The following is a 24639-nucleotide window of genomic DNA, read 5'->3' on the forward strand; positions in this document are numbered from 1 at the left end:
ATTTCCTCAAAACTATTTTCATTTTCAATTGTCTCTATTCTATAACCGCAGATTAAAACAAATGATGAAAAAGAAATTAGCATATTTATTGATGTCAAGCTCTTTCTTCCTGCTGACAGGTTGCTCCGTTATAGAAGGAATATTCAAAGCGGGCGTTTGGACAGGAATTCTCATCGTCGTTGTTGTAGTCGCCCTCCTTATTTGGCTTATCAGTAAACTTTTTGGCGGCACCAAATAATGACAATTACTCTTTTAATGATCTCCTCAACACCTTTTTACCTAAACACACACAACAATAACACCCATCTATGTTTTCTTGTTCTTCATTTGAAAACATGTTTTTTATCTTATCTTTATAATTTCAAGAATCTACGGCCAAACTAATTTAAAGGGCAACCGGTAATTCAAAAAATAATTCTAGCTCTATTTGACCATCGTATTGACGCTAGAACATTTGCAATTAATGAAAGAGGATCGAGCATATGAAGAGATTTACGTTAAAAGAGATTGGCCAACAATTAAACCTATCTCCCGGAACCATTTCCAAAGCATTAAACGATAGCCATGAAATAAGCGCAGAAACAAAAAAGCTCATTTTAGATTTTACGGAGAAAATTAATTATATACCAAATTTTTCAGCAAAAAGCCTAAAGACAGGCCGCTCAAATACATTGGCAATCATTGTTCCATTTATTTCAAGCTCTTTTTTCTTTGATTTCTATGAAGATATATCCCTCATTCTAGCACAGACAAACTATAAACTGATCCTATTGCAAACTTTTAATGATGAGAAAAAAGAAAAAGAAGCCCTAGAGCTATGTATACAAAGCAATATTGAAGGAATAATCATTTCTCCGGTGAAAAATGATTCAAGCTTATCGCTCTTGTTCTATATTATGGAACAGATCTGCCCAGTTATTATTTTTGACCGAATAAATCATCAACTCGATACATTCAAAATCGGGATCCAAAACAGCAAAGTTATCTATCAAGCAACGGAAGAAATGATCAAAAACAAACGAGAGAACATCATTCTTTTACTATGCAAAGACATCGGTGGAAATGTAAGCCGAATAAAAGGATATAAAGATGCACTCTTCAATTCCTCGCTACCTTTCAAAGAAGAAAATATAATAGAAATATCCTATTCCAGCCCTAAGGACGACATCGATGATGAACTGGAAAGCAAAATCAGCCTACTATTAAATAGTGTAGCAGCACCGAATGCGCTCCTCTCAACAACAGATACTTTATCGCTCAAGGTATTACACATATTAAATAAATTGAAGGTGAAAATTCCTGAAGACATGAACTTAATCGGTTTTAGTAATACCCCTTTTGCAAACAGCCTCAACCCCTCGCTGACAACAATTACTCAACCTACGCATCTTATGGCAGAAAAATCTGTAGAACTCCTTTTACAGATGTTAAAGAAAAGAAACAAAAAGAATTATTTCGAATTCGAAACGTATTTTTTAGACTGCAGCATCGAACACCGAAAATCCACATTATCCCTTTAAAAAGAAAAGATCAAAATTCCCTAATGGAATTTTGACCTTTTAAAAGAATACCCACTTTACAATCTACCGCAGCATCCATCATTAACACCTTATTTAATTAAGGATCGCAATGCATGGACAGGCAGATCTATTTTGGTATCATTAGATAAACTTCCATTCAAAGCTCCCCATTGCAAACTATCTAAACGAACATTTGAACTTCCCTCTGTTTTGATATTCAGAAAATCAGCTTTGGCACTAGGACCTTTTCTATTAAAATATACTTCTGAATTATTAGCAACGATATCCGCACTTTGATAATTAGTACGCGGCAAACCTAAAACGCTATTTGTCGTGTTGACAAACAAACGATTAATTAAAGAACTGCCCTTACTATCCGTACCACCAAGATCATCAATAGTAGAATTGGTCAAATTCAGGTTTAACGTATTTATAGTGGATTTCTCGGCTAGGGAAAACGCACCAACACTATCACCAACAACAGTCAGCTCGTTCAGCTTAGCAGACAACTCATTAATTCCTACGTTTTTTAATTTTAAAACTTTAAGATCAGGTGAAAAAATATAAATTGACTTATAAAATCCCTGTCCTCCAGGTAAAAAATCTAATGTAAGATTCCCGGACTGATCCACACTCGTTTTCACGTAATCAGCCTGACTTTTATTAACTTTAACCATAGACTTATCGCTTTTCACCCAATACAAGCCTACACCATTTGCATTCTTTCCAATTATATAAAGCTTGTCAAACGCCGCCAACGGAAATGACCGAAAATAAACATCCTTAGCATCTGGCCTAGACACCTCCTGCTCCACATCAGCATTATATTTTTTTGCATCAACGCGATTTATGCTAACAAGGTAAGACGCTACAAGCATCGGAACCGCGAACAAGCCTATTGCTAATCCCATTATAATTTTTGTACTTAATTTCATAATTCATTTTGATTAAAATTCTGACTAACGAACCGTTTATAACGTTGTTCTAACTCATCGAGACCAATTCCCAATAGATAAATATTACGAAAAAATAGTGGAAGATCTTCTTCCAGAAAAATCGCTTTTCTATATGACTTCACATTTTTTACAGAATCCTGCGTCAGAAAAAAACCAATACCACGTTTATTTGCTATAATTTCTTTCTGCTGCAGCATATCATAAGTCCGCATCACCGTGTTGGGATTAACCTCCATCTGTACCGCCAATTCCCTCACCGATGGAAGTTTTTCATCCACTTTCCAGGTTGCTAATAAAATGTGGTCACATACATACTCAGCGATCTGAAGGTAAATGGCTTTATTTGCATTAAATTCCATATTAAATCTCCTTTTCTTTTAGCCTTAAAAAAGCAATACCCCAAAATATTATAGCAAGCAATACGCCAACGGCGCCAATCAATGCAAAAATGTGATTTGAATCAGACCAATAATTATTATCCATAGTACCTACGGTATTCTGGGTTTGCGTTTTCATCAAGTAAACAAAAAGACACATCCAGACAACACAATAAAGCACAAGGAAAATAGCTGTCTTTACATATTGATAGTTTTGATAGACAATTCCTCCTAGTAAAAATATAGCATTCAGAAGAATCGGCACAAAACAGAAATAATAAGCTGGATCCGGATATCGCACCTTGAAAAAGTACTGCCAAAGATCCACACTGGCCGTTTCCCCTGAGTGTTGCACCTCATTTATGACCACAGAACCAAAACTTCGCAAATAGGAAACAAACGCTAAATCAATCAGATAAAAAACCAATAAGTAAGAACCAATACTCACCACAACTGTATAAAAGAGACTTACCAAAAATTTCTCCAATTGTGAAGCGGGAATCATCAATTCAAAAATTGCACGGGTCTTTTTACCTAAATCTGCAAAATAACTACTGGAAATAACTGTCACAAAAAACAATCCTAAGATGCAAAACAGTGGTGCCCTGAAGTTTAGCAACGAATAAATAGTGTTCTTTTTAATATCATCATAATTTGATCCAAAATTAACAGCATAAAAACCAAAAATTACCCCTGCAATAATTCCTATTGCCATAAGATAAATGCGCCCAAAACCAATCCATTGTCTTCGAATCAGCCCAAAAAAACGTGTAGAATTAAATAGGTTTGACATATTCATCAAGTTTAATAAGGTTCGTAATTTTTTCCTTGCATTTTAAAACGGCATTAAACAACAACTCCAAATCAAGCTTCGAGTCTTCCGCCACTAAGTTTGGGAGGATTACATTAAAACCACCCAAACCTTCTTCAGAATAGAGTGTATCTAAAGGCAGCTCCCTTACCTTTTTAAAGCATAAACGATCAGTGATAACGTGCATAGGCGCATTAAGTGCGACCTTGTGATCATCAAGCAAGATAACAGCATCAATAAGGTTATCAAGATCACGCACTTGGTGTGTAGAAATAATCACACATTTATCTTCTGTTATCGCAGAAGCCATAATCTTTCGGAACTGAACCTTAGAAGGAATATCCAAACCGTTTGTCGGCTCATCCATAATAATCACTTTTGTGTTAGACGCTAAGCCAAAAGAAATAATATATTTCTTTTTCTGTCCATAGCTCATGTTTGCCAGCTTCTGCTCAATAGGAACATCAAACTCGTCAATCAGACGATCAAAATATTCCCGATCAAAGTTCGGGTAAAAACCCGCATTTGCCTTCAGAAACTGATCAGATTTAACTGCTGGCAGATAAAACTCTTCCGGAATAAAGCTAATCTCCTTTAACAACGAAGGCTCCCTTCGATTCGGATTGTGCCCCAACACATTAACCCGCCCAGAAACAGGATATACCAAACCTGCAATATTTTTAAGCAAGGTCGATTTACCTGCGCCATTTTTCCCTAATAAACCATAGATATGCCCCTGCTTCAATTCAAGATCCATCTGAAGAAAGAGCGGCTTCGATTTACTATAGCTGAAATTTAGATTTTGGATAGTAATCATACTACTGTATTATTTAATTAATACACTAATATAGAAATGAATTTTATATAATTCCAAAAAATATTTAAAAAAAAATACTCCTATCAATCTGATTAAATTACAATTCGAGATTATAAGGAAGGCCGCATTTCATCTAAAAATATTTAAACATTAAATTTATATAATACAATATATAAACCTGACAAATAGACATTTATTACTAAAAATTACGAAATTCATAATGAAAAATTGGGCGACTTTGATCAGCACTGGTTATCCATTTTAAAATCCTATTTAATTTTTTAAAAACCTAAATAAATTAAAGCTATCCAAGCTAGATGAAAATATCCGCTCTACAAGCTAGTGTAAATACGCATTGAAGAGGAGACCTCAGACGGTAGAAGATAATGCTTTAGAAAGGCTAAAACCAATCAAAAACAGAATATAGAATTACACCATCCATTATTTAATTCAACACAAGCCATGTTTTTCTCGCAATCAATGCAATTATCTTTCCCGTTAGCTTTTATTTGATCGAAACCGTAAGGCAACAACAAATATTCAGCATCAAACACTATTAACCAATAATTAACCAAAAAACAAAAGAAACTAGTAATCAAATTAATATAAAATTTACATAAAGTATAAATAGATATATATACAACATTAATTCCATCTTCAGCATGAATTTTCAAAGAACAGAAACACAAATACCACTAGCTGCTAGCTGGCTATTTTATTGACATCCAGATTGGATATAGTTTTAAATTTATTTATTCCCATCTTTGTCCCTATGCTGAATTACTTTTATCCTTTCATTCTTGCGATGCATTCTTTATGGCGATGGGAAGTATTGATCATACTAACCATTAGCCTCTCGATTTATTTTTACAAGAAAAAAAAACAGCTTCCATTCTCCCCTATCGATCAATTACTCTTAAAAACAACGGTTATTTCTTTCTATATTCAGCTATTTTTAGGTTTTAGCCTCTATCTATTGAGCCCTATTACACAGTATTTCATGCAGCATTTTAGCAAGGCAGTTCACCTCAGACAAATCCGCTTCTTCGGGATGGAACACAGCAGCATGATGATTATTGCGGCAATTTGCTTGACTATAGGTGCTCTAAAAAGCAAAAACGCCGATACGAATGATCGACGTTTTAAAATATTATTAATCTGGTTTGGCCTAGCACTCTTGATCGTACTGAGCTCTATTCCTTGGGAATTCTCCCCCTTGACAAGCAGACCTAGTTTTCGATCATTTTTTTAGCTATTTTTCCAGTTAGCTTTTCTTTTGCTGCGCATCGCATCCATTCCTTCCTTGAAATCGGCTGTTTGACGCAAATCTGCTAGTGCATCTAGTAGAAAGCTATATTTATCCTCAAAATGCTGCTCTTTTAACCTCCGCAGTGCACTAAAACCTCTTGATATAGCTAAAGGAGCATTATCAAGGATAGTACTTTTCAATTCAATCAATGCCTTTTCCTCAACATCCAAAATTCCACACAAAATTTCCTTATCTAAAGCCTCTTGCGCAGAAAAAGAAGCTCCTCTGATACAGAGGTCCATCGCTTTTCTTTCAGGCATATAGTCCAGAAGCAAAGCCAATACCTGAAAAGGAAAGAGTCCAATTTTGACTTCTGGCAAAGAAAAACGCACTTGCGGAAGAGCATATAAATACGTACAGGATAACGCAATCAAAAAACCGCCGGCAATAACATCCCCTCTAACAACACAGATAGAAGGTTTGTCTAAACCTGCAAACAACTCGGCCAGGGATTTTTCTACCCGAGGAATTGCGGGATTACCCACATCCATTGCAGGATCTTCAAATGCTTTCAGATCCATTCCGGCACAGAACACGGGACCTTCAGCCTCCACTTGCACTAGACGTACATCAGGGTTGCTATTCGCGATATTCAATACATAGGCTATCTCACTAACCATAGTCGGGCTAAAAGCATTCCTTTTTTCCGAACGAGCCAGCGTCATTGTAAGCACATGCTGTTCAATAGTTACTTTTATAAAATTTAGTTTTTCCATCTAAAAATTCTACAAAATCAATTGTCTGAAACTCTGTTCAAGGGCTACTACCTCAGCTACACTACCTCGCTGAAAATAGTCCAACAGCAATTCAGAAGGAATATTTCCAACCAAATCATCCTTGGCAAATGGACAGCCCCCATAACCCAACAATGCTCCCTCAAATTTACGACATCCAGCGTGATAAGCTGCCTCTATCTTAGCAAGGCTATCTTCTCGCTTGGCGTGAAAATGCGCACCTATCTCAAGTCCCGGGAAACGGGCTTTGACATGTCCAAAGAGCTCCGAAATCTGATTTGCATCAGCCTCCGATGTCGTATCCGCCAATGAAAACTCACAAATCCCAAGATCCAATAATCGTTCCACCCACTCTTCCACCAATAAGGGTGACCAAGCATCGTGATAGGGATTTCCAAAAGCCATACTGATGTAGACCACCATAGATTTATGAGCAGAATCTGCCAACAATTTCATCTGTTTTAACTGCTGATAAGACATCGCTAAATCCATATTGGTATTTCGCAGCTGGAATGTTTCAGATATTGAAAATGGATACCCCAAAAAATCGATTTTTTCCTCCTGAACAGCTTCTTGTACTCCTCTTAGATTTGCTACAATAGCCAGCAACTTTACCTTTTCATTCTTATTGATCCCTTTTAATACCGCTGCTGTATCTGCCAGCTGAGGCACGGCTTTCGGCGAAACAAAAGAACCAAAATCTATCATATCAAACAGGCCAGTTTCAATTAGCGTATTGATATGTTTAATTTTTTTGTCTGTTTCAATAAAGTTGTGAAGCCCTTGAATAGCGTCTCTCGGACAATCAACCAATACCACCTGATCCTTCATATTGTGTTAAAAAATATCTTTCTCAATTTCTCTGGCGATCACCATTTTTTGAATGCTAGAAGTACCTTCGCCTATCGTACATAACTTCGCATCTCTAAAAAACTTCTCTGCTGGATAATCCTTTGTAAATCCATATCCCCCAAAGATCTGCACCGCTTCGTTTGAGACACTGACAGCCGCTTCAGAAGCATAGAGCTTCGCCATCGCACCAATCTTAGAAACGCGGTCTCCGTGATCCTTTAAATAACCCGCCTGCCTCGTCAACAATTCACTTGCCTCGACTTGTGTAGCCATATCAGCCAACGCAAAAGAAACGGCCTGAAAGTCATAAATCTTCTTTCCAAACTGCTCCCTCTCATGCGCATATTTCAGCGCACACTCGTAAGCTCCACGCGCAATACCCAAAGAAAGTGCAGCAATCGAAATACGCCCCCCATCCAATAACTTTAGGGCTTGTACAAACCCCTGCCCTTCCTCACCTATAAGTTGATCGCGATGAATTCGACAATTATCGAAAAATAAACAAGCCGTTTCTGACGCCCGCATTCCTAATTTATTTTCTTTTTTACCAGCAGTAAATCCCGAAGTCCCCTTTTCCACAATAAAAGCCGACATCCCTTTTTTATCACCTTTAGCACCTGTTCGGGCAATCACTACGGCAACACTTGAACTAATTGCATGTGTAATAAAGTTTTTTGATCCATTTAAAACATAATAATCACCATCTTTTTCGGCAAATGTTGTCATTCCCCCTGCATCCGAACCCGACCCTGTTTCAGTGAGGCCCCATGCTCCTATCCATTCAGCTGTGGCTAACTTTGGAAGATAACGTCTCTTTTGTTCCTCGTTTGCAAAACTCAATATATGATTTGTACACAGTGAATTATGGGCAGCAACTGATAAGCCTATGGAACCACAGACCTTGGAGATCTCATCCAGCACGGTAATGTATTCTTGGTAGCCTAAACCCGATCCACCATACTCTTCCGGAACAATAACTCCCATAAAGCCATGTTCACCTAACTTTTTAAAAACTTCTATTGGAAATAGCTGGGCTTCGTCCCATTCCATCACATAAGGTTTGATATGATACTGTGCGAAATCTCTTGCACTTTGTCTGATCATATCCATTTGTTGTTTATTTTCAATAAACATAAGCATGAATATTAAATTTACAATCGGTAATTTAATTCAAATATATCAAAATATTTAGGAATAAAATTGCAAATATTTTAAAATTTTATTTTAAATTTATCTAAAAATAAGAAATTCTTAATTCAATAGCTTTTTAAACCAAGATTGTAAATTATGAAGGAGCTAATCGCATTACTTCGCCAAAAAAGAGAAAATTTAAAATTCGGTGGCGGCATCGATAAAATAAAAAAATTGAAAGAAAAAGGCAAAATGTCTGCCTGGGAAAGGATAGAATATCTACTGGATCCGGACCGAGAATATCTTGAAATAGGCATGTTTGCTGGTGAAGGAATGTACAAAGAGCATGGCGGATGTACAAATGCAGGCTGCGCAGCGGTACTAGGCTACGTAAAATCCAAACTCTGTGTCATCGTCTCCAACGACGCAACGGTAAAAGCAGGGGCATGGTTCCCTATTTCAGCAAAGAAAAATCTACGGGCACAAGAAATTGCTATGGAAAACAACCTTCCAATTATCTATTTAGTAGATTCTGCAGGTGTATTTTTGCCGCTGCAAGATGAAATCTTCCCCGACAAAGATCATTTTGGACGCATATTCCGTAACAATGCCCGAATGTCCTCCATGGGAATACCCCAAATTGCAGCAATCATGGGAAGCTGTGTGGCCGGTGGAGCTTACCTGCCAATTATGTCCGACTACGCCTTTATCGTCGAAGGAACGGGCTCTGTATTTTTAGCAGGCCCATATTTAGTCAAATCCGCAATAGGTGAAACTGTCGATGCCGAAACACTAGGAGGAGCTTCTACACATTCGGAGATCTCTGGAGTAACGGACAATAAATTCCCCAACGACCAAAGCTGTTTAGATGCTATAAAAAACGTTATTGATAAAATCGGTGGACATCCTAAAGCTAATTTCAACAGAAAGGAAAGCCAACTTCCAAAAATAGATCCCAGCAGAATAGCAGAGATTCTTCCCGAAGACAGGACAAAACCTTATCGCATGCAGGATATCTTGAATGCGATTGTAGACGCAGATACTTTGGATGAATACAAGCCGGATTATGGAAAAACCATTGTATGTGCCCTTGCACGCATAGACGGGTGGGCAGTCGGAATCGTTGCCAATCAACGTGAAATCATCAAAGCTAAAAAACCGGGCAACGCTATGGAAATGCAAATGGGTGGAGTTATCTATAGCGATTCTGCAGATAAGGCCGCACGCTTCATCATGAATTGCAACCAGCAGAACATTCCACTCGTATTTTTTCAAGACGTTACAGGCTTTATGGTAGGTAGCCGTTCAGAGCAGGGGGGAATTATTAAAGATGGCGCAAAAATGGTTAATGCCATGGCCAATTCAGTCGTTCCCAAATTTACATTTATCGTCGGGAACAGTTATGGTGCCGGAAACTACGCTATGTGTGGAAAAGCATACGACCCACGGTTAATTTATGCCTGGCCTACCGCCCAGATGGCTGTTATGAGTGGCGCTGCCGCAGGTAAGACATTATTTCAGATCCAGGAATCAACCTTAAAAGCCAAAGGTCAGGAAATCAGTGAAGAGGAAAAGAACAACCTCCTAAAATCAATTGAGGATCGATATAATGAACAACTAAGTCCATATTATGCCGCCGCGAGACTGTGGGTGGATGGCATTATCAGTCCCGAGGAAACGCGAAAAGTCATTAGTATGGGAATAGAAGCAGCCAACGAAAAACCTATTGTTGAACGCTACAATGTGGGCGTTATTCAAGTATGACACAAAAAATTTCCCCTCATACAGACAAACAGTTTAATGTATGAGGGGAAATGTAATAAATATCCGCAGTACTTAAGATTTAATCCACGATCTTCTAATTCTCTCAAAATCATCCAGCGACTCCCGATTTCGCATAACGTCTATCGATACTGCTTTCTCGATAGGAACCCCTGAAAAAATCTTCTTGATTGGCAGCTCCAGCTTTTTTCCACTTAAGGTATAGGGAATAGCCGCTACCTGAAAAATATCGTCAGGCACATGCCGAGGACTATATTGCTGCCGAAGTTCCCTTTTAATTTCCCCTTTTAACGCATCATTCAATAAACCATTGTCCAATTGAACAAAAAGCAACATATCAGATGAACCATTCTCGTGATCCACACAGATAACCAAACTATCCAAGACCCCTTCGGTTCTATTTAAAACATTATAGATCTCTGCAGTACCGATACGTACACCGCCACGGTTCAACGTCGCATCTGATCGCCCATACATAATTATTCCCTCATGCTTCGTAAGCTTAATCCAATCTCCATGATTCCAAATCCCTGGATATTTTTCAAAATAGCTGTCGTGATATTTTTTATTTGCGACATCATGCCAAAAATATAGGGGCATACAAGGCATTGGAGCTAATATAACGAGTTCTCCCACCTCTTCGTAAAGATGATGACCATTGGCATCAAAGGCTTCTATCTTAGCACCTAGAGTACGGCATTGAATCTCTCCTGCATAAACATCAAGCAATGTACAACCCGAAAGAAATGCGCTACAAACATCTGTACCTCCACTTAATGAAATAATTTGACTCCTTGGAAACTGTACATTTACCCATTCAAAGACATCTGGTGGAAGTGGTGAACCGGTCGAACCTATCGTTTTGGGCTGATAAGCCAGAGACCTGAGATCTTGATCCTGACAAGATATAAGATAAGCTGCACCAACACCAAAATGGTCTACCTTGCTTTCCTTTGCGAATTGCCACAAACTCAATTTATCGGGATAATTCGTAGCTCCATCATATATACACAATGTATTTCCCATTAAAAGTGCCGAAACCGCATAATTCCACATCATCCACCCTGTAGTGGAATACCACATAAATCGATCCCCTTCTTGCACATTTTGATGCAGCCCAAGTGCTTTCATATGTTCCAGTAACATACCTCCAACTCCGTGTGTAATAGCTTTGGGTTTTCCCGTAGTTCCTGAAGAATACAAAATCCATATTGGCGCATCAAAAGGCATTGCTGTAAATTGAAGCTTAGCCTGAGCAACATCTTTTGCCATAATCCCTTCCCAAACATTGTCTTCTATAAAAATGCACGCTAACAAAGAAGGTAACCGCCCTGAAAGTTGCCGGACACTCTCCGACTTCTCAAAAAGTCGCCCATTATAGTAATAACTAGCATTAGCGAAAAGGACTTTGGGTTCAATTTGCTCAAAACGATCCTGAATACTTGCCTCCCCAAAGTCGGGGGAACAACAGGACCAAACAGCTCCAATCGAATTTACAGCCAAAAATAATGCGACAGATTCAATGCTATTAGTCAAAACACCCGCCACCCGGTCGCCATTTTGGACACCTATTTCATTCAGGTAGACCTGAAGCTTAAGAACCATAGATTCCAATTCAGCCCAGGAAACTTCCCGTATAACTTGCTGCTCCGATTGAAAGATTAATGCAGGACGCTTGTCCGTCGCTTTTCGAAATACATGTTCAGCATAATTCAGGGTAGCCCCCTCAAACCATTTTGTTCCAATAAAGCTTGTGGAATCTGCTGACGACTCAAAAATGTTTGTAAAATCTGAATGAAACTCTAAATTAAAATACGAGGCTATACTCTTCCAAAAATTAGTCAGTTCTGTTGTTGACCATGTCCAAAGTTCATGATAGGAATTAAAGGATAAGTTATATTCCTTCTCAACATATTGTTTATACTTATTGATCTCAGATTGAGATTTTTGCTCTTCTGTTGGGCTCCAGAGTAATTTCCCCATAATAGTTGGATATAAAACGGTTATATCCAAACTTAGATAAATTTACTTGTATATGCAATTTTAATTATTGCTAACTATTCTTCAAATCTACACGCTATATTGTTGTCGCAATACTCATGCTCCACTAGAGCACTTCGATCTCCGTATCCATCTCTATTGGATGCCCCGTACACAAAAGTATTTTTCCTTGCTCAACTTCGCGATCTGTCAGCACTTCATTATAATCCATCCTTACCTTCCCACTTGTACACTGCGAAATACAAGTACTGCACATACCAGATCTACAGGAATATGGCAACCTGATTTTATGCTCTAGCCCTATATCTAAAATAGATTTATTGTAGGGAACTTCAAGAATATATGTTTTACCCTGAAAATTTAATTTGACAACATAGGTGGTTGTATCGACTTCCTTTTCAGTCTCGTCGTCGTCATCCTCTTCATTTTCGGGCAATAGAAATGTCTCTCGTTTTATCTGATTGGAATCAAATCCCATCCCCAAAAGCGTGAAACGGCATAGATCCATATAAATCACAGGACCACAAGTGTAGAACAAAGCCTCTTCTTTACTTCCAAACAAATGGTCTTTAACAATAGCATGTATATAATCTCTATTCAACCGTGCTTTCATCAAATACTTACTATTGGAGTAGATCCATATAATTGTTAAGCGATCAGGAAACTGATCGGCCCAATGCTCCAATTCCGATCGAAATGGAGTCAATTCCGATGCACTATTACTGTAAACCAACACTATTTTGGATTTCTTCTCGGTAAGGAGCGCTGTTTTTAAAATAGCATATAAAGGAGTGATGCCAATTCCTGCAGCGAACAGAAATAAAGTCCGAACCTTTTCGGGTTCAGGATCATATACAAATAAGCCCTGAGGTTCCATTGCATTGACAATATCCCCTTCTACAATAGTATGGTGTAAAAGTCTGGATATTTCGCCATTTTCGACACGCTTAACAGTGATACTTAAGGGTTCATTATTATCAGGTGAACTATTAAAAGAATAGGAACGACGTACCTCGCGATCACCAAAAACAAAAGAAAGTGTAATAAACTGCCCAGCTTTGTAAGATGGATAGTCTCCTGCCACAGATTCAAGCTGAAAAGTAATGTTATTATTGGGTTGAGGGATAATTTTTGAGATCCTTAATGCATACATATATCAAACTTAGAAAAATTTGCTTTCATAAACAATTCTAATTCTTTATCCAAAGTGCTCAGAATCCCATTTTAAGCATTCATAAAGTAAATCTGAGATAGATTGAAAGAGATATTTAAAACCAGTGTTTTAAACAAAGTGCCTGTCCTCCAGATGCATTTATAACAATTTTGTTGTATTACAATTAACAGACAATTCTCGCACAATAATTGCAAAATTTCACGTTATATTTATATCAAAACTAATCATAATAAGATTATATGCAAACACGCAGAAACTTCCTTCAAAATGCAGCAAAAGCCACTTTGGGCATCGCTGTATCTGGATCAATATTACAAGATATTGCTTCCGCGAAAGCAACTGAATTAAATGCCGCTACGTTAAAGTTTTCCCAAGTTAAATTACCTTTCAGTTATGCCGCTTTGGAGCCTAATATTGATGCATTGACGATGGAAATCCATTATACAAAGCATCATGTGGCTTATATCAATGCTATTAATGAAGCAATCAGTGCTGAAAATATCAAAGAAGCCTCAGAGGAGCAACTTTTAGCGAATATATCTAAGTATTCCCCAAAAGCGCGGAATAATGCTGGCGGGGCTTGGAACCATAACTTTTTTTGGGAAAGTCTATCCGATAAACCGAATCAACCCTCCGAAAAATTGTTGAAGATGATCACTAAGACATTTGGTTCATTGGACAAATTTAAAGAACAGTTTGGCGCAGCAGCGACATCACGGTTCGGTTCGGGATGGGCATGGTTGATTTTGGATGACTCAGGCAACTTGAAGATTACCTCTACTCCAAACCAAGACAATCCTCTAATGGACGTTGCAGAGGTAAAAGGTATTCCTATTTTAGGTCTTGATGTATGGGAACATGCATATTACCTACACTATCAAAACAAGAGAGCTGATTACATTAAAAATTGGTGGAATGTTGTAAACTGGAAAAAGGTCAATGAAAGATTAGCATAAAAAAAAGCTCGGTTATTATTAATCGAGCTTTTTTTATATCCGTTAAGAACTAACCTATCCTAGCACTTCCTTTAATTTGTTGACCTGAAAATCAACTAATTTTTGGAGTGGCCCCGAGGCTATCATCTTCATCATCATGTTTAGATCGGCATCGATAATAAACGTTGCCGTCGTTATCGTATCGGTAACCGCTTGTAACTCCCAACGCAGTCTCACTTCAAAAGGCGCCTTTTCGGAAGGAATCAACTTAATGACTTGATTTTCGACACGCTCTTCTACCTTAAGCGCCAGTTTTGCCATATTCTGAATTGTAAATCGCGTCTCGTCCTTTGTCGAAGACCAATTGTAAATATTCTCTGGCATCAACTGTTCATGATTGTTGAGATCAGCCAGAAATGCATATACCTCACTTACGTTTTTGTTGATTTCTGCTGTGTTTTGAATAGTAGTCATAACGATAAATAATCCTCTTTATTGAAAATTTTCTCCCCAAGTGGCAGGGTTTAAACGCCATTTTTTTAAGATCTCAATATCCTCTTCCAATACATAACTGTTTTCAGCAGCAACCTGAATCAATGCATCATAATTACATAAACTGAAATAAGGACATTTTGCGTCAGCAAAATTATCAGTAGCCTGTTGCAGTCCATAAGTAAAAATAGAGACCAATCCAACAACATTACAGCCAGCCTCTCGTAATGCCTTTACAGCGACTAAGCTACTCTTGCCTGTCGAAATCAGGTCTTCAATTACCACGACACGTTGACCGCTAACCACTTCACCTTCGATCAAATTTTGACGACCGTGGTCCTTAGCTGAGCTTCTAACATACGAAAATGGCAATCCCAAATCCTGTGCTACCAAAACGCCTTGTGGAATACCTGCCGTAGCAACTCCAGATATCATATCCACTGATCCAAACTCATCTTGAATAAGCTTAGAAAGCTTCTGACGAATGTATGTACGAATCGCTGGATGAGATAAAGTGATACGGTTATCACAGTAAATTGGAGACTTCCAACCCGACGCCCATGTAAAAGGACTTTTAGGTTGCAATTTTATTGCTTTAATTTGCAATAAGGATTCAGCAACTTTTTGTTCAACCTCATTTAAATTATTCATGGCGCAAATTTATAAAATTTATATGAACGAAACCGTGCTAATTTTAGCAGATTTTGTTCCTTCGAAAATCAAAAACCCACAAACAATTAGTTTTCAAGAGATTGACCTCCAAAAACTTTTCAAACAATCTGAAATTGATAAAGTTCCAAAAACATATCTCTACATCAACAAAGATTTTGAAACCGTATTTCAAAACTTAAAAAACAAAATAAAGATCATCAAAGCAGCTGGTGGATTAGTGAAAAACGGTGATGGAGATTATCTTTTTATCTACCGATTGGGAAAATGGGATCTTCCTAAAGGCAAAGTGGAAGACAATGAAAAGATGCGAGAAGCAGCTGTACGCGAAGTTGAAGAGGAATGTGGCATCAAAATCAACTATTTAGGAAAAAAGATTATGACATCTTACCATACCTATTTTTTACGGAATGGAGAATTTGTCCTAAAATTAACAAACTGGTATGAAATGGGAGTTAACAAAGCCCCTAAATTAATCCCACAAACGACGGAAGATATTACAAAAGCGGAATGGCGTCATGTAGACCAATTTGAAGAAATACGGGCCAACACCTACCCCATTATAGAAAATATCATCAAAAAGGCAAAATAAATTGCCTTTTGAGGTTCATCTGACACGAATAAAAAAGATCATAGCTATTTTTATGATATGGAAAATATAACAGGAAAACGAGCCTTAGTTACTGGTGGTGCAAGGGGGCTAGGAAAAGCTATCGCCTTCGCACTAGCCAAAGAAGGTGTACATATCGCCATCACAGGAAGAAACGAATCTAGTTTAAAGGATACCGCCGCTGAACTTGCCCAACTAGGTACTGAAGTGACTTATGCCGTGTTCGATGTATCCGATTACTCCGCCGTACAACGGGAAGTCGAACGGCTTCAGGAGAATTTCGGAGGCTTTGACATCCTAATTAATAACGCAGGGGTATCATCCTTTTCCTCTGTACTCGATATGAAGGTTGACGATTGGACATCTATCATTAATATCAATCTTTTGGGAACATATTTTGTTACAAAAGCAGTTCTTCCACAATTAATTGAGAAAAACCGGGGTGATATTGTTATGGTATCTTCTACCGCAGGATTAAATGGCGCCGCAACCACATCCGCCTATAGTGCTTCAAAGTTTGGCGTCATCGGTTTTGCTGACTCCTTAATGCGGGAAGTACGTAAAAACAATATTCGTGTTTGCACGCTAATGCCAAGTACCATTGCTTCAGATATGTCAAAAGACCTTGGACTGACTGATGGCGATCCGGAAAAAGTTCTCCAGCCCGAAGATTTCGCAGAGCTGGTCATCGCCAATTTAAAACTGCCAAGGAGGGCAATGCTTAAATCAGCATCCTTATGGTCTACAAATCCTTAATAATCGAATAGTTCGTCGGGATTAATAAGAAGCCTTTTAAAGACCTTCTTCTAAAATAACTAGACATAGATCAAGACAGGAGCATTCCTCGCTCCTGTCTTCTATAAACAAGCAATTATGAGTCAATTATTTTCAGCAATAAGTATCGGGAGTCTACAATTAAAAAATCGTTTGGTGGTATCCCCAATGTGCCAGTATTCCGCAATAGATGGTTTTGCAAACAACTGGCACCTGGTTCATTTAGGCCAATTTGCAATCGGTGGTGCAGCAGCTGTAATGCAAGAAGCAACAGCAGTTAGTCCTGAAGGTAGAATCAGCGACGGAGATCTTGGTTTATGGGACGACCGTCAGATCGAAAAATTGAAGGAGATAACTGGGTTCATTAAAGAAAACAATTGCATACCGGGCATCCAGCTTGCCCACGCAGGCCGCAAAGCAAGCAGCAACAAACCCTGGGTAGGCAGAAATCAATTTTCACCAACGGACCCTCAAGGTTGGCAAACAGTCGCTCCATCTCCGATCGCATTCCATACTGGGGATTATGAACCGCAAGAGCTTGATATTTCCGCTATTGAAAAACTCATAGAACAATTCGGAACAGCAACTAAACGAGCAATAGAGGCCGGCTATGAAATTATTGAACTCCATGCTGCACATGGCTATCTGATTCATCAATTTCTTTCACCGCTGAGTAACGTACGGACAGATTCATTTGGCGGGACCTTTGACAATAGAATACGTTTTCTCATTGAAATTGTGAAAAGAGTACAACAAGAAATAACAACTCAAAGTTTGTGGGTGCGTATTTCGGCAACAGATTGGGCCGATAATGGCTGGGATCTACAGCAGTCTATCTTTTTATCAGGAGTGTTGCATAAATTAGGAGTCGATCTAATTGATGTGTCAAGCGGAGGCCTAGTCTCTCATCAAAAAATCGACGTTGGGCCAGCGTATCAACTTCCTTTCGCTATAGCTATCAAGAAGAATACCAAGAATAAGGTTGCCACCGTGGGGTTAATTAAAAATGCTAATCAAGCATCTGACATTATTACTCAAAAACAGGCTGACTTGATTCTAATTGCACGTGGATTTCTTGATGACCCCCATCTTCCATTGCATTTTGCCAAAGAACTATCCGCCGACATTCAATGGCCCAAACAATATGAAAGAGCAAAATAATATAAAATATATTGAGAATAATCAGCGTATCGTCTATACTTTTAAAAGAGAGAAACATATAACGAATTTCAAGAAGAAAAGCATTTTTATATGAAATTAAGCCTAAACAAAATACATCATATTGCCATTATCTGCAGCAATTATGAGCGTTCCAAAAAATTCTACACAGAAATTCTAGGCTTAGAGATTCTACAAGAATACTATCGCGTGGAGCGTGATTCATACAAACTGGATCTCAAACTCAACGACCATTATATTATCGAGCTTTTCTCTTTTCCTTCACCGCCGAAACGACTTAGTTTCCCTGAAGCTGCCGGCTTAAGACATCTGGCATTCGAGGTCAATAATCTTGACCTGGAGTTAAATAAATTAGAAAAAGAAGGCATATCACATGAAGGCATCAGAATCGACGAATTAACAAATAAACGTTTTACTTTCTTTTTTGATCCTGACCAAATTCCGATAGAACTATATGAGTGTTAAAGCAAAAGGCGGCATTGATGAAAATCAATGCCGCCTTTTGTTTTTTATGAATATTACTTAAGTAATTACAATTTACGTTTCACTTCTACTTGTTCGTAAGCTTCAACAATGTCTCCAACTTGGATATCATTAAAACGGTCAATATTCAAACCACATTCGTACCCTTGTGCAACTTCTTTCACGTCGTCTTTGAAACGTTTCAAAGATGCTAGTTTACCAGTATGAATAACAACACCGTCCCTAATTACGCGGATATCATTGTTTCTATTGATCTTACCTTCACGAACCATACATCCGGCAATGGTACCAACTTTAGAAATCTTAAATGTCTCTCTGATTTCAACCTCAGCAACAATTTTCTCTTCAAATTTCGGAGCCAACATACCCTCCATAGCAGACTTGATTTCATCAATCGCATCATAGATGATAGAGTATAAACGTACATCAATTTGCTCGTTCTCCGCCAACTTACGTGCGTTTTGTGTTGGACGTACTTGGAAACCTATGATGATCGCATCGGAAGCAGAAGCTAACAATACATCTGATTCAGAGATCGCACCTACTGATTTATGAATAATGTTAACTTGGATCTCGTCAGTAGACAATTTCAATAATGAATCTGATAACGCCTCGATCGAACCATCCACATCACCTTTAACGATAATATTAAGCTCTTTAAAGTTACCGATTGCCAAACGACGACCAATTTCATCCAAGGTGATGTGCTTAGTAGCACGCATACCTTGCTCACGTTGTAACTGAAGACGTTTGTTTGCTACAGTTCTCGCTTCAGATTCACTTTCAAGAACATAAAGTTTATCACCTGCTGTTGGCGCACCTGCCATACCCAAGATCTGGACTGGAACAGACGGTCCCGCTTCTTTAACACGTTCACCTCTTTCATTCGTCAAAGCTTTCACTTTACCAGAATGCGATCCCGCTAAAATAGGATCTCCAACACGTAACGTACCACTTTGTATCAATACCGTTGTCACGATACCACGACCTTTATCTAAAGCAGCTTCAATCACTGAACCAACAGCACGTTTCTTCGGATCAGCTTTTAGATCCAGCATCTCAGCTTCCAGTAGAACTTTCTCTAATAATAGATCCACGTTCTCTCCCGTTTTAGCGGAAATCTCTTGTGCTTGGAACTTACCACCCCAATCTTCAACTAAGATATTCATAGCAGAAAGCTGCTCACGGATTCTATCAGGGTTTGCTCCCGGTTTATCTACTTTAGTAAATGCAAATACGATCGGAACACCTGCAGCTTGCGCGTGATTGATTGCTTCTTTTGTTTGCGGCATCACAGCGTCGTCCGCTGCAATAACGATAATAACAATATCCGTTACTTTAGCACCACGGGCACGCATAGCAGTAAACGCTTCGTGACCAGGCGTATCCAGGAATGTAATCTTCCGATCATCCTCCAATTTCACCGCGTATGCACCGATATGTTGGGTGATACCACCAGCTTCACCAGAAGTAACGTTCGCCTTACGGATATAATCCAATAAGGAAGTCTTACCATGATCCACGTGCCCCATTACCGTTACAATAGGTGCTCTTGGTACCAAGTTCTCTTCCGCATCCGGTTCCTCGAGTTCGGCAGTCTCCTCATCCTCAGGTTTGATAAACTCTACCTGATAACCAAATTCATCCGCTACAATTGTTAAAGTTTCAGCATCTAGACGTTGATTAATTGACACGAACATACCCAAACTCATACATGTTGCAATAATTTGAGTTACTTGAACGTCCATCAAATTGGCTAATTCATTTGCAGTTACGAATTCGGTAACACGCAATATTTTCGCCATCATTTCTTGCTCCATTGCAGCTTCCTCTGCATGTTGAGCAACATCATCACGTTTTTGACGTCTTAATTTAGCACGTTGTGCAAATTTACCAGACTTACCTGCACCACTCAAACGAGCAAGTGTTGCTTTGATTTGATCTTGGATTTCCTTTTCAGAAGGCTCCTCCTTATTCTCAACAGGTCTTCCCTTTCCTCTATTGTCAAAACGATTACCGTGCTGCGGTCTTGTGCCTTGTCCTGGTCGACCTTGGTGTTGGTTGTTGCCACCTTGTCCTGGTCTACCATGATGTTGGTTGTTACCACCTTGTCCTTGACGATTGTTCGGATTGTTGTTATTCCCATGATTCCCAGGGCGATTACCTTGCTGGTCTCGGTTGTTGGGATTGTTACCCTCACGCGGACCTCGGTTCTGATTGTGATTACCGTGGCCTTGCCCCGCATTTGGATTCACTGGACCATTTGGATTCGTACGCTTACGCTTACGTTTCTCATTATTATTTCCAGCATTTGAAGATGAAGCCACAGGTTTGTGGGAAGGTCTAGCAGATGGTAATTCAATCTTACCAATTACTTTAGGACCTGTCAATCTTTCTGCACGCGCAGAAATAATCTCATCTCCTTGTTTTTTCACAGGCTCCACTGTTGGAGTTACTGGTACAGCTTTTGGCGCTGTTTCTTCTTTTTTCTTGTCTTCTACCTTCACAGGTTCAGTTTTTGTCTCTGCAACCGGAGTTGCTTTTACTTCAGTTTTATCTACTTCGGTTTTTTGGATATCAGCCTTTGGCGCTATAACTTCGGGTTTCTTCTCAATAACCTTTGGTTCTTCTTTTTTCGTTTCAACGATAGGTGCTTTGATTTCGGCTTCCTTCTTCTCTTCCACCTTAATTTCAGCTTTGACCTCTACAGGCGTCTCTTTAACAGTTTTAGGCTCCTCCTTGATGGGCTCTTCCTTCTTGATCTTATTTCCGCCTCTGTTCAACGCGTCTAAATCAATCTTACCAACGACCTTCATGCCGCCTTGATGAACGGGCTCCTCTGTTTTTATAGGAGTACTTTCTTTAACAGAAGGGATCTCCACAGTATTCTTCACCAAGATTTCCTTGGACTCATCATAATCGTTAAAATCTTCATTCTTAGATGATTCCTTAGGAGAAGTGGACGGCGACTCCTCACGACGAATTTTGCCAATAACAATTTGTTTAGCTTCATCTTTCAGTGATTTGTCTCCCTGAAACTCTTTTAACAGCACACCATACATCTCTCCGCTCAGTTTAGTGTTAGGTTTTGCTTCTACATCATATCCTTTTTTCACTAAACATTCCACGGCGGTATGTATCCCGATGTTGAGTTCCTTTGCTGCTTTAAGCAAGTTTGTTCCTTTTCCTTCAGTCATCTATAATATAAACTATTTTAATATAATTACAAAAATATGTTTTTTTCCATCCATAAACAATTTATTCCGAATGTTAGATAGAAAAAAATTAACGAGCTGAATTTTATTCAAATTCAGCTTGTAAAATACGGACAATCTCCCGAATAGTATCTTCTTCCAAATCGGTACGTCTCACCAACTCTTCTTCAGTAAGAGACAATACAGATTTCGCTGAATCCAATCCGACGCGTTTCAATTCATCGATAACCCAGCTTTCAATCTCATCGCTGAATTCTTCAATATCAACATCCTCATCAAATTCATCATTTTCGCGATAAACGTCAATCTCATAACCAGTCAATTTGCCTGCTAGTTTGATATTGTGCCCACCACGTCCAATTGCCAAAGAAACCTGATCCGATTTTAAGTATACGGCTGCAGTCTTATTTTCTTCGTCGATTTTGATTGAACTAATCCTTGCAGGGCTCAATGCACGGGCAATATACAATGAATGATTCGTTGTAAAGTTAATCACGTCAATATTCTCGTTACGCAATTCACGAACGATACCATGGATACGGGACCCTTTCATACCAACACAAGCTCCTACAGGATCAATACGGTCGTCATAAGACTCAACAGCAACCTTCGCTCTTTCCCCAGGTTCACGAACAATTTTCTTGATCGTAATCAAACCATCAAAAATTTCAGGAACCTCAAGTTCAAATAAACGTTGTAAAAATGCAGGTGCAGTACGTGAAATGATAATCTTTGGATTATTATTCATCATATCCACTTTATGTACAACTGCACGTATACCGTCTCCCTTTTTAAAGTAGTCCGCAGGAATCTGTTCTGATTTTGGAAGAATTAATTCATTCCCATCCTCATCCAATACCAAAATTTCCTTTTTCCAAATCTGATAAACCTCACCAATGACCAACTCTCCTTCTCTATCTTTATATTTTTTAAAGACCTCGTCTTTTTCCAATTCCAAAACCTTAGAAACAAGCGTCTGACGAGCAGCTAAAATTGCACGGCGGCCAAAGCTTTCCAATGTGATCTGTTCTATAAAATCATCTCCCACTTCCAAATCCTCATCATGCTTTCTAGCTTCCGCCAATTCGATCTCAAGATCATCATCCTCTGAAAATTCATCTTCAACAACGACACGCGTTCTCCAAATCTCCAAATCTCCGTTATCTGGGTTCACGATAACATCCACGTTTTCATCCGTACCAAAACGACGACGGATCATACTACGAAAAACCTCTTCCAATACTGTAATAACAGTAGGTCTATCGATATTCTTAAACTCCTTAAACTCTTGGAAAGAGTCTATCAGATTGATGTTGCTGTTACTCATTATTATTAAAATGAAATTACCACTTTTGTTGCTTTTATTTGATCAAAAGGAAGTTCTGTTTCTACCTCTTGTGCTTTTTTACCTTTTTCTTTAATCTTCTGAAGAATACTGATCTTCCCATCGTCTGCTGCCAATAACGTGCCTTCCACTTTTGCATTATCGCTCAACTTTACCTGAACTGTACGACCTATATTCTTTTGGTACTGTCGGATATTGACAAAATTAGCATCGATTCCAGGTGATGAAACCTCCAAGCGATACGCACTATCAATGACATTCTCTTCTTCCAAATGGAAACCAACGTGACGACTCACCTGCGCACAGTCATCAATATTAACACCATTATCTCCGTCCAAAAGAATCTCAAGAATTTTATTCGGACGCATCTTCACACTGACGATAAACAAATCCTCGCGATCTGCTATTTTTTCCTCTATGAGTTCAATAACTCTCTTTTCTACATTCTGCATTGTTCTGTTTCTAGAAATGCTAAATTAATTGAATTAAAAAAAGGGGGCAATACGAGCCCCCTTCCTTTCAGATATGCAAATATAGCATATTATAATATAAAAAACAAACTTACACCGATTGTTTTTTATATTCAATACATCTACATTCTTTGTAAGAACAACTATCCTTCTCCCAAACAGCTACTAAAAATCTTTTCACGCGTACAGGAAAAATAAAATGCTTAGCTATTGTTTTCATTATTTCGAACTATCAACCACTGCATTAATTGTTTTCTGCATCTGCGCCATCATACTTGTTAGGGTTTCCATTGTTGGCTCTGGAGTAGGTTCGGGCAGCTGTGTACTTATAAAGGCTTTAGCCTTCCACACTTCTAGAATATCTGCGGTCTCCACCCAATAAGGCTCATAAGTCTTATTATCAGAAACAAGCTTCAAACCTTTATCTTCTTTAAATTTAAAAGCGATACGTTTATATACCACACCATCTTCCTTAGATACCACTATATAGGTATTCCCCGGTTTAATATCATGCCAGTTTTCCACATATTCGGCCACAATAATTGACCCAGATGGCAAAGGCAACATAGAATCCCCTTTTATCTCAAATGCTCGAAATGTACCCTGACCAAACATAGGAAGCGAAAATTTAGGTAATTCAGCTACGTATTCTGGATCGCCATAACCATTCAGATATCCCGCACTTGCCTTAACAGGAACAAGTTCAATATTCTCACGATCATCTGCATCCACTGTCACACTAAGAACTCTTAAATTAGACGCATTGCTTTTTGGAACTGGTTTCCATTTATCATCAATAACATCATTGGCCAACTCATCCATAGTCAAACCATAGAATTCAGCAATCTTCTTTAACAGCTCATATTTAGGCTCTGCCCTATCTTCCTCGTATGCACCGACGGACGCACGCTTAATTTCCATAATATCAGCAAATTGTTGCTGTGTAATTTTTTTTCCTTTTCTAAGGAACTTCAGATTGGATGATATATTTGACATATTATTT

The 24639-nt window shown here is 38.6% G+C and carries 24 protein-coding genes; 9 read left to right on the forward strand and 15 right to left on the reverse strand.

From position 1 onward, the window contains the following. Positions 1-61: 61 nt before the first annotated feature. Together AB1Z56_RS11600 and AB1Z56_RS11605 are read left to right on the forward strand one after the other, a co-directional pair. Positions 62-238, forward strand: a complete 177-nt coding sequence (locus AB1Z56_RS11600) for a hypothetical protein (RefSeq protein WP_313267098.1) — start codon at positions 62-64, stop codon at positions 236-238. 244 nt (positions 239-482) lie between these two features. After that, positions 483-1520 carry a LacI family DNA-binding transcriptional regulator gene (locus AB1Z56_RS11605; RefSeq protein ID WP_313267100.1) on the forward strand — a complete coding sequence of 346 codons (1038 nt, stop codon included), beginning with the start codon at positions 483-485 and terminating at the stop codon, positions 1518-1520. Between the two features lie 89 nt (positions 1521-1609). On the opposite strand, the gene AB1Z56_RS11610 is transcribed toward AB1Z56_RS11605, so the two are convergent. From AB1Z56_RS11610 to AB1Z56_RS11625, 4 genes are read right to left on the reverse strand one after another with little or no spacing between them, the layout of a single operon-like run. Next, on the reverse strand, positions 1610-2455 hold the full coding sequence (locus AB1Z56_RS11610; RefSeq protein ID WP_309363347.1) for a hypothetical protein: 846 nt from the start codon (positions 2453-2455) through the stop codon (positions 1610-1612). Next, a complete protein-coding gene (locus tag AB1Z56_RS11615; protein WP_309363346.1) occupies positions 2452-2835 on the reverse strand; it encodes a GntR family transcriptional regulator in 384 nt (127 codons plus the stop codon). The genes AB1Z56_RS11610 and AB1Z56_RS11615 overlap by 4 nt, the downstream gene beginning before the upstream one ends. Position 2836: 1 nt before the next feature. Next, entirely contained in the window at positions 2837-3646 is an 810-nt protein-coding gene (locus AB1Z56_RS11620) for a hypothetical protein (RefSeq protein WP_426792096.1), read from the reverse strand. Next, positions 3630-4481, reverse strand: coding sequence for an ATP-binding cassette domain-containing protein (locus AB1Z56_RS11625; protein WP_293906726.1), 852 nt, complete (start codon positions 4479-4481; stop codon positions 3630-3632). The genes AB1Z56_RS11620 and AB1Z56_RS11625 overlap by 17 nt, the downstream gene beginning before the upstream one ends. A 772-nt stretch (positions 4482-5253) precedes the next feature. On the opposite strand from AB1Z56_RS11625, the gene AB1Z56_RS11630 reads away from it, so the two are divergent. Next, complete coding sequence (locus AB1Z56_RS11630) at positions 5254-5733, forward strand: hypothetical protein (RefSeq protein WP_293906728.1); 480 nt, start codon at positions 5254-5256, stop codon at positions 5731-5733. Here the strand turns inward: AB1Z56_RS11630 and AB1Z56_RS11635 are convergent. The 3 genes from AB1Z56_RS11635 to AB1Z56_RS11645 are packed head-to-tail and all read right to left on the reverse strand — an operon-like array spanning position 5730 to position 8510. Continuing rightward, entirely contained in the window at positions 5730-6506 is a 777-nt protein-coding gene (locus tag AB1Z56_RS11635) for an enoyl-CoA hydratase/isomerase family protein (protein ID WP_309363344.1), read from the reverse strand. The genes AB1Z56_RS11630 and AB1Z56_RS11635 overlap by 4 nt on opposite strands. Before the next feature lie 9 nt (positions 6507-6515). Further along, positions 6516-7355, reverse strand: a complete 840-nt coding sequence (locus AB1Z56_RS11640; RefSeq protein ID WP_309363343.1) for a hydroxymethylglutaryl-CoA lyase — start codon at positions 7353-7355, stop codon at positions 6516-6518. A 6-nt stretch (positions 7356-7361) separates the two neighbouring features. Further along, positions 7362-8510, reverse strand: a complete 1149-nt coding sequence (locus tag AB1Z56_RS11645; RefSeq protein WP_293906734.1) for an acyl-CoA dehydrogenase family protein — start codon at positions 8508-8510, stop codon at positions 7362-7364. A 153-nt stretch (positions 8511-8663) separates the two neighbouring features. On the opposite strand from AB1Z56_RS11645, the gene AB1Z56_RS11650 reads away from it, so the two are divergent. Continuing rightward, positions 8664-10271, forward strand: a complete 1608-nt coding sequence (locus AB1Z56_RS11650) for an acyl-CoA carboxylase subunit beta (RefSeq protein ID WP_426792097.1) — start codon at positions 8664-8666, stop codon at positions 10269-10271. 72 nt (positions 10272-10343) lie between these two features. Here AB1Z56_RS11650 and AB1Z56_RS11655 read toward each other — a convergent pair whose 3' ends face one another. Continuing rightward, entirely contained in the window at positions 10344-12272 is a 1929-nt protein-coding gene (locus AB1Z56_RS11655) for an acetoacetate--CoA ligase (protein ID WP_426792098.1), read from the reverse strand. A gap of 124 nt (positions 12273-12396) precedes the next feature. Beyond that, positions 12397-13443: a 2Fe-2S iron-sulfur cluster-binding protein gene (locus tag AB1Z56_RS11660; RefSeq protein ID WP_426792099.1), complete on the reverse strand. Its 1047-nt coding sequence runs from the start codon at positions 13441-13443 to the stop codon at positions 12397-12399. A gap of 260 nt (positions 13444-13703) precedes the next feature. Between AB1Z56_RS11660 and AB1Z56_RS11665 the strand changes: the two genes are divergently transcribed. Continuing rightward, a complete protein-coding gene (locus tag AB1Z56_RS11665; protein WP_309363335.1) occupies positions 13704-14420 on the forward strand; it encodes a superoxide dismutase in 717 nt (238 codons plus the stop codon). 54 nt (positions 14421-14474) lie between these two features. Here AB1Z56_RS11665 and AB1Z56_RS11670 read toward each other — a convergent pair whose 3' ends face one another. After that, a complete protein-coding gene (locus AB1Z56_RS11670; protein WP_309363333.1) occupies positions 14475-14873 on the reverse strand; it encodes an SRPBCC family protein in 399 nt (132 codons plus the stop codon). Positions 14874-14891: 18 nt separating this feature from the next. After that, a complete protein-coding gene (gene pyrE / locus AB1Z56_RS11675) occupies positions 14892-15542 on the reverse strand; it encodes an orotate phosphoribosyltransferase (RefSeq protein ID WP_293906746.1) in 651 nt (216 codons plus the stop codon). A gap of 22 nt (positions 15543-15564) precedes the next feature. Here pyrE and AB1Z56_RS11680 point away from each other — a divergent pair, with 22 nt between their 5' ends. The 4 genes from AB1Z56_RS11680 to gloA2 all read left to right on the forward strand — a co-directional run bounded on the left by AB1Z56_RS11680 (position 15565) and on the right by gloA2 (position 18588). Continuing rightward, positions 15565-16152 carry an NUDIX domain-containing protein gene (locus tag AB1Z56_RS11680; protein WP_309363331.1) on the forward strand — a complete coding sequence of 196 codons (588 nt, stop codon included), beginning with the start codon at positions 15565-15567 and terminating at the stop codon, positions 16150-16152. 57 nt (positions 16153-16209) lie between these two features. Continuing rightward, the gene (locus AB1Z56_RS11685; RefSeq protein WP_426792100.1) at positions 16210-16926 is read left to right on the forward strand and encodes a 3-ketoacyl-ACP reductase; all 717 of its coding nucleotides are present in this window, start codon (positions 16210-16212) and stop codon (positions 16924-16926) included. Between the two features lie 117 nt (positions 16927-17043). Next, on the forward strand, positions 17044-18105 hold the full coding sequence (locus AB1Z56_RS11690; RefSeq protein WP_426792101.1) for an NADH:flavin oxidoreductase/NADH oxidase: 1062 nt from the start codon (positions 17044-17046) through the stop codon (positions 18103-18105). 90 nt (positions 18106-18195) lie between these two features. Further along, positions 18196-18588: an SMU1112c/YaeR family gloxylase I-like metalloprotein gene (gene gloA2 / locus AB1Z56_RS11695; RefSeq protein WP_309363324.1), complete on the forward strand. Its 393-nt coding sequence runs from the start codon at positions 18196-18198 to the stop codon at positions 18586-18588. 65 nt (positions 18589-18653) lie between these two features. On the opposite strand, the gene infB is transcribed toward gloA2, so the two are convergent. From infB to AB1Z56_RS11715, 4 genes are all read right to left on the reverse strand, one after another. Further along, on the reverse strand, positions 18654-21803 hold the full coding sequence (gene infB / locus AB1Z56_RS11700) for a translation initiation factor IF-2 (RefSeq protein ID WP_309363323.1): 3150 nt from the start codon (positions 21801-21803) through the stop codon (positions 18654-18656). Between the two features lie 103 nt (positions 21804-21906). Beyond that, positions 21907-23148, reverse strand: coding sequence for a transcription termination factor NusA (gene nusA, locus AB1Z56_RS11705; RefSeq protein ID WP_293906758.1), 1242 nt, complete (start codon positions 23146-23148; stop codon positions 21907-21909). Between the two features lie 5 nt (positions 23149-23153). Beyond that, entirely contained in the window at positions 23154-23618 is a 465-nt protein-coding gene (gene rimP / locus AB1Z56_RS11710; protein ID WP_313267124.1) for a ribosome assembly cofactor RimP, read from the reverse strand. 237 nt (positions 23619-23855) lie between these two features. Next, positions 23856-24632, reverse strand: a complete 777-nt coding sequence (locus tag AB1Z56_RS11715) for an XRE family transcriptional regulator (RefSeq protein WP_309363319.1) — start codon at positions 24630-24632, stop codon at positions 23856-23858. Between the last annotated feature and the right edge of the window lie 7 nt (positions 24633-24639).

It is taken from the genome of Sphingobacterium sp. WOUb80 (assembly GCF_050058145.1).
Classification (GTDB): Bacteria; Bacteroidota; Bacteroidia; order Sphingobacteriales; family Sphingobacteriaceae; genus Sphingobacterium.

Coding starts and splice junctions, on each gene's coding strand:
- AB1Z56_RS11635 (WP_309363344.1), bottom strand. CDS start 6,506: ATGGAAAAACTAAATTTTATAAAAGTAACTATTGAACAGCATGTGCTT.
- AB1Z56_RS11680 (WP_309363331.1), top strand. CDS start 15,565: ATGAACGAAACCGTGCTAATTTTAGCAGATTTTGTTCCTTCGAAAATC.
- AB1Z56_RS11650 (WP_426792097.1), top strand. CDS start 8,664: ATGAAGGAGCTAATCGCATTACTTCGCCAAAAAAGAGAAAATTTAAAA.
- AB1Z56_RS11690 (WP_426792101.1), top strand. CDS start 17,044: ATGAGTCAATTATTTTCAGCAATAAGTATCGGGAGTCTACAATTAAAA.
- AB1Z56_RS11660 (WP_426792099.1), bottom strand. CDS start 13,443: ATGTATGCATTAAGGATCTCAAAAATTATCCCTCAACCCAATAATAAC.
- pyrE (WP_293906746.1), bottom strand. CDS start 15,542: ATGAATAATTTAAATGAGGTTGAACAAAAAGTTGCTGAATCCTTATTG.
- rimP (WP_313267124.1), bottom strand. CDS start 23,618: ATGCAGAATGTAGAAAAGAGAGTTATTGAACTCATAGAGGAAAAAATA.
- AB1Z56_RS11600 (WP_313267098.1), top strand. CDS start 62: ATGATGAAAAAGAAATTAGCATATTTATTGATGTCAAGCTCTTTCTTC.
- AB1Z56_RS11715 (WP_309363319.1), bottom strand. CDS start 24,632: ATGTCAAATATATCATCCAATCTGAAGTTCCTTAGAAAAGGAAAAAAA.
- AB1Z56_RS11615 (WP_309363346.1), bottom strand. CDS start 2,835: ATGGAATTTAATGCAAATAAAGCCATTTACCTTCAGATCGCTGAGTAT.
- AB1Z56_RS11625 (WP_293906726.1), bottom strand. CDS start 4,481: ATGATTACTATCCAAAATCTAAATTTCAGCTATAGTAAATCGAAGCCG.
- AB1Z56_RS11685 (WP_426792100.1), top strand. CDS start 16,210: ATGGAAAATATAACAGGAAAACGAGCCTTAGTTACTGGTGGTGCAAGG.
- AB1Z56_RS11655 (WP_426792098.1), bottom strand. CDS start 12,272: ATGGGGAAATTACTCTGGAGCCCAACAGAAGAGCAAAAATCTCAATCT.
- AB1Z56_RS11605 (WP_313267100.1), top strand. CDS start 483: ATGAAGAGATTTACGTTAAAAGAGATTGGCCAACAATTAAACCTATCT.
- AB1Z56_RS11630 (WP_293906728.1), top strand. CDS start 5,254: ATGCTGAATTACTTTTATCCTTTCATTCTTGCGATGCATTCTTTATGG.
- AB1Z56_RS11610 (WP_309363347.1), bottom strand. CDS start 2,455: ATGAAATTAAGTACAAAAATTATAATGGGATTAGCAATAGGCTTGTTC.
- AB1Z56_RS11640 (WP_309363343.1), bottom strand. CDS start 7,355: ATGAAGGATCAGGTGGTATTGGTTGATTGTCCGAGAGACGCTATTCAA.
- AB1Z56_RS11670 (WP_309363333.1), bottom strand. CDS start 14,873: ATGACTACTATTCAAAACACAGCAGAAATCAACAAAAACGTAAGTGAG.
- infB (WP_309363323.1), bottom strand. CDS start 21,803: ATGACTGAAGGAAAAGGAACAAACTTGCTTAAAGCAGCAAAGGAACTC.
- AB1Z56_RS11620 (WP_426792096.1), bottom strand. CDS start 3,646: ATGTCAAACCTATTTAATTCTACACGTTTTTTTGGGCTGATTCGAAGA.
- nusA (WP_293906758.1), bottom strand. CDS start 23,148: ATGAGTAACAGCAACATCAATCTGATAGACTCTTTCCAAGAGTTTAAG.
- gloA2 (WP_309363324.1), top strand. CDS start 18,196: ATGAAATTAAGCCTAAACAAAATACATCATATTGCCATTATCTGCAGC.
- AB1Z56_RS11665 (WP_309363335.1), top strand. CDS start 13,704: ATGCAAACACGCAGAAACTTCCTTCAAAATGCAGCAAAAGCCACTTTG.
- AB1Z56_RS11645 (WP_293906734.1), bottom strand. CDS start 8,510: ATGTTTATTGAAAATAAACAACAAATGGATATGATCAGACAAAGTGCA.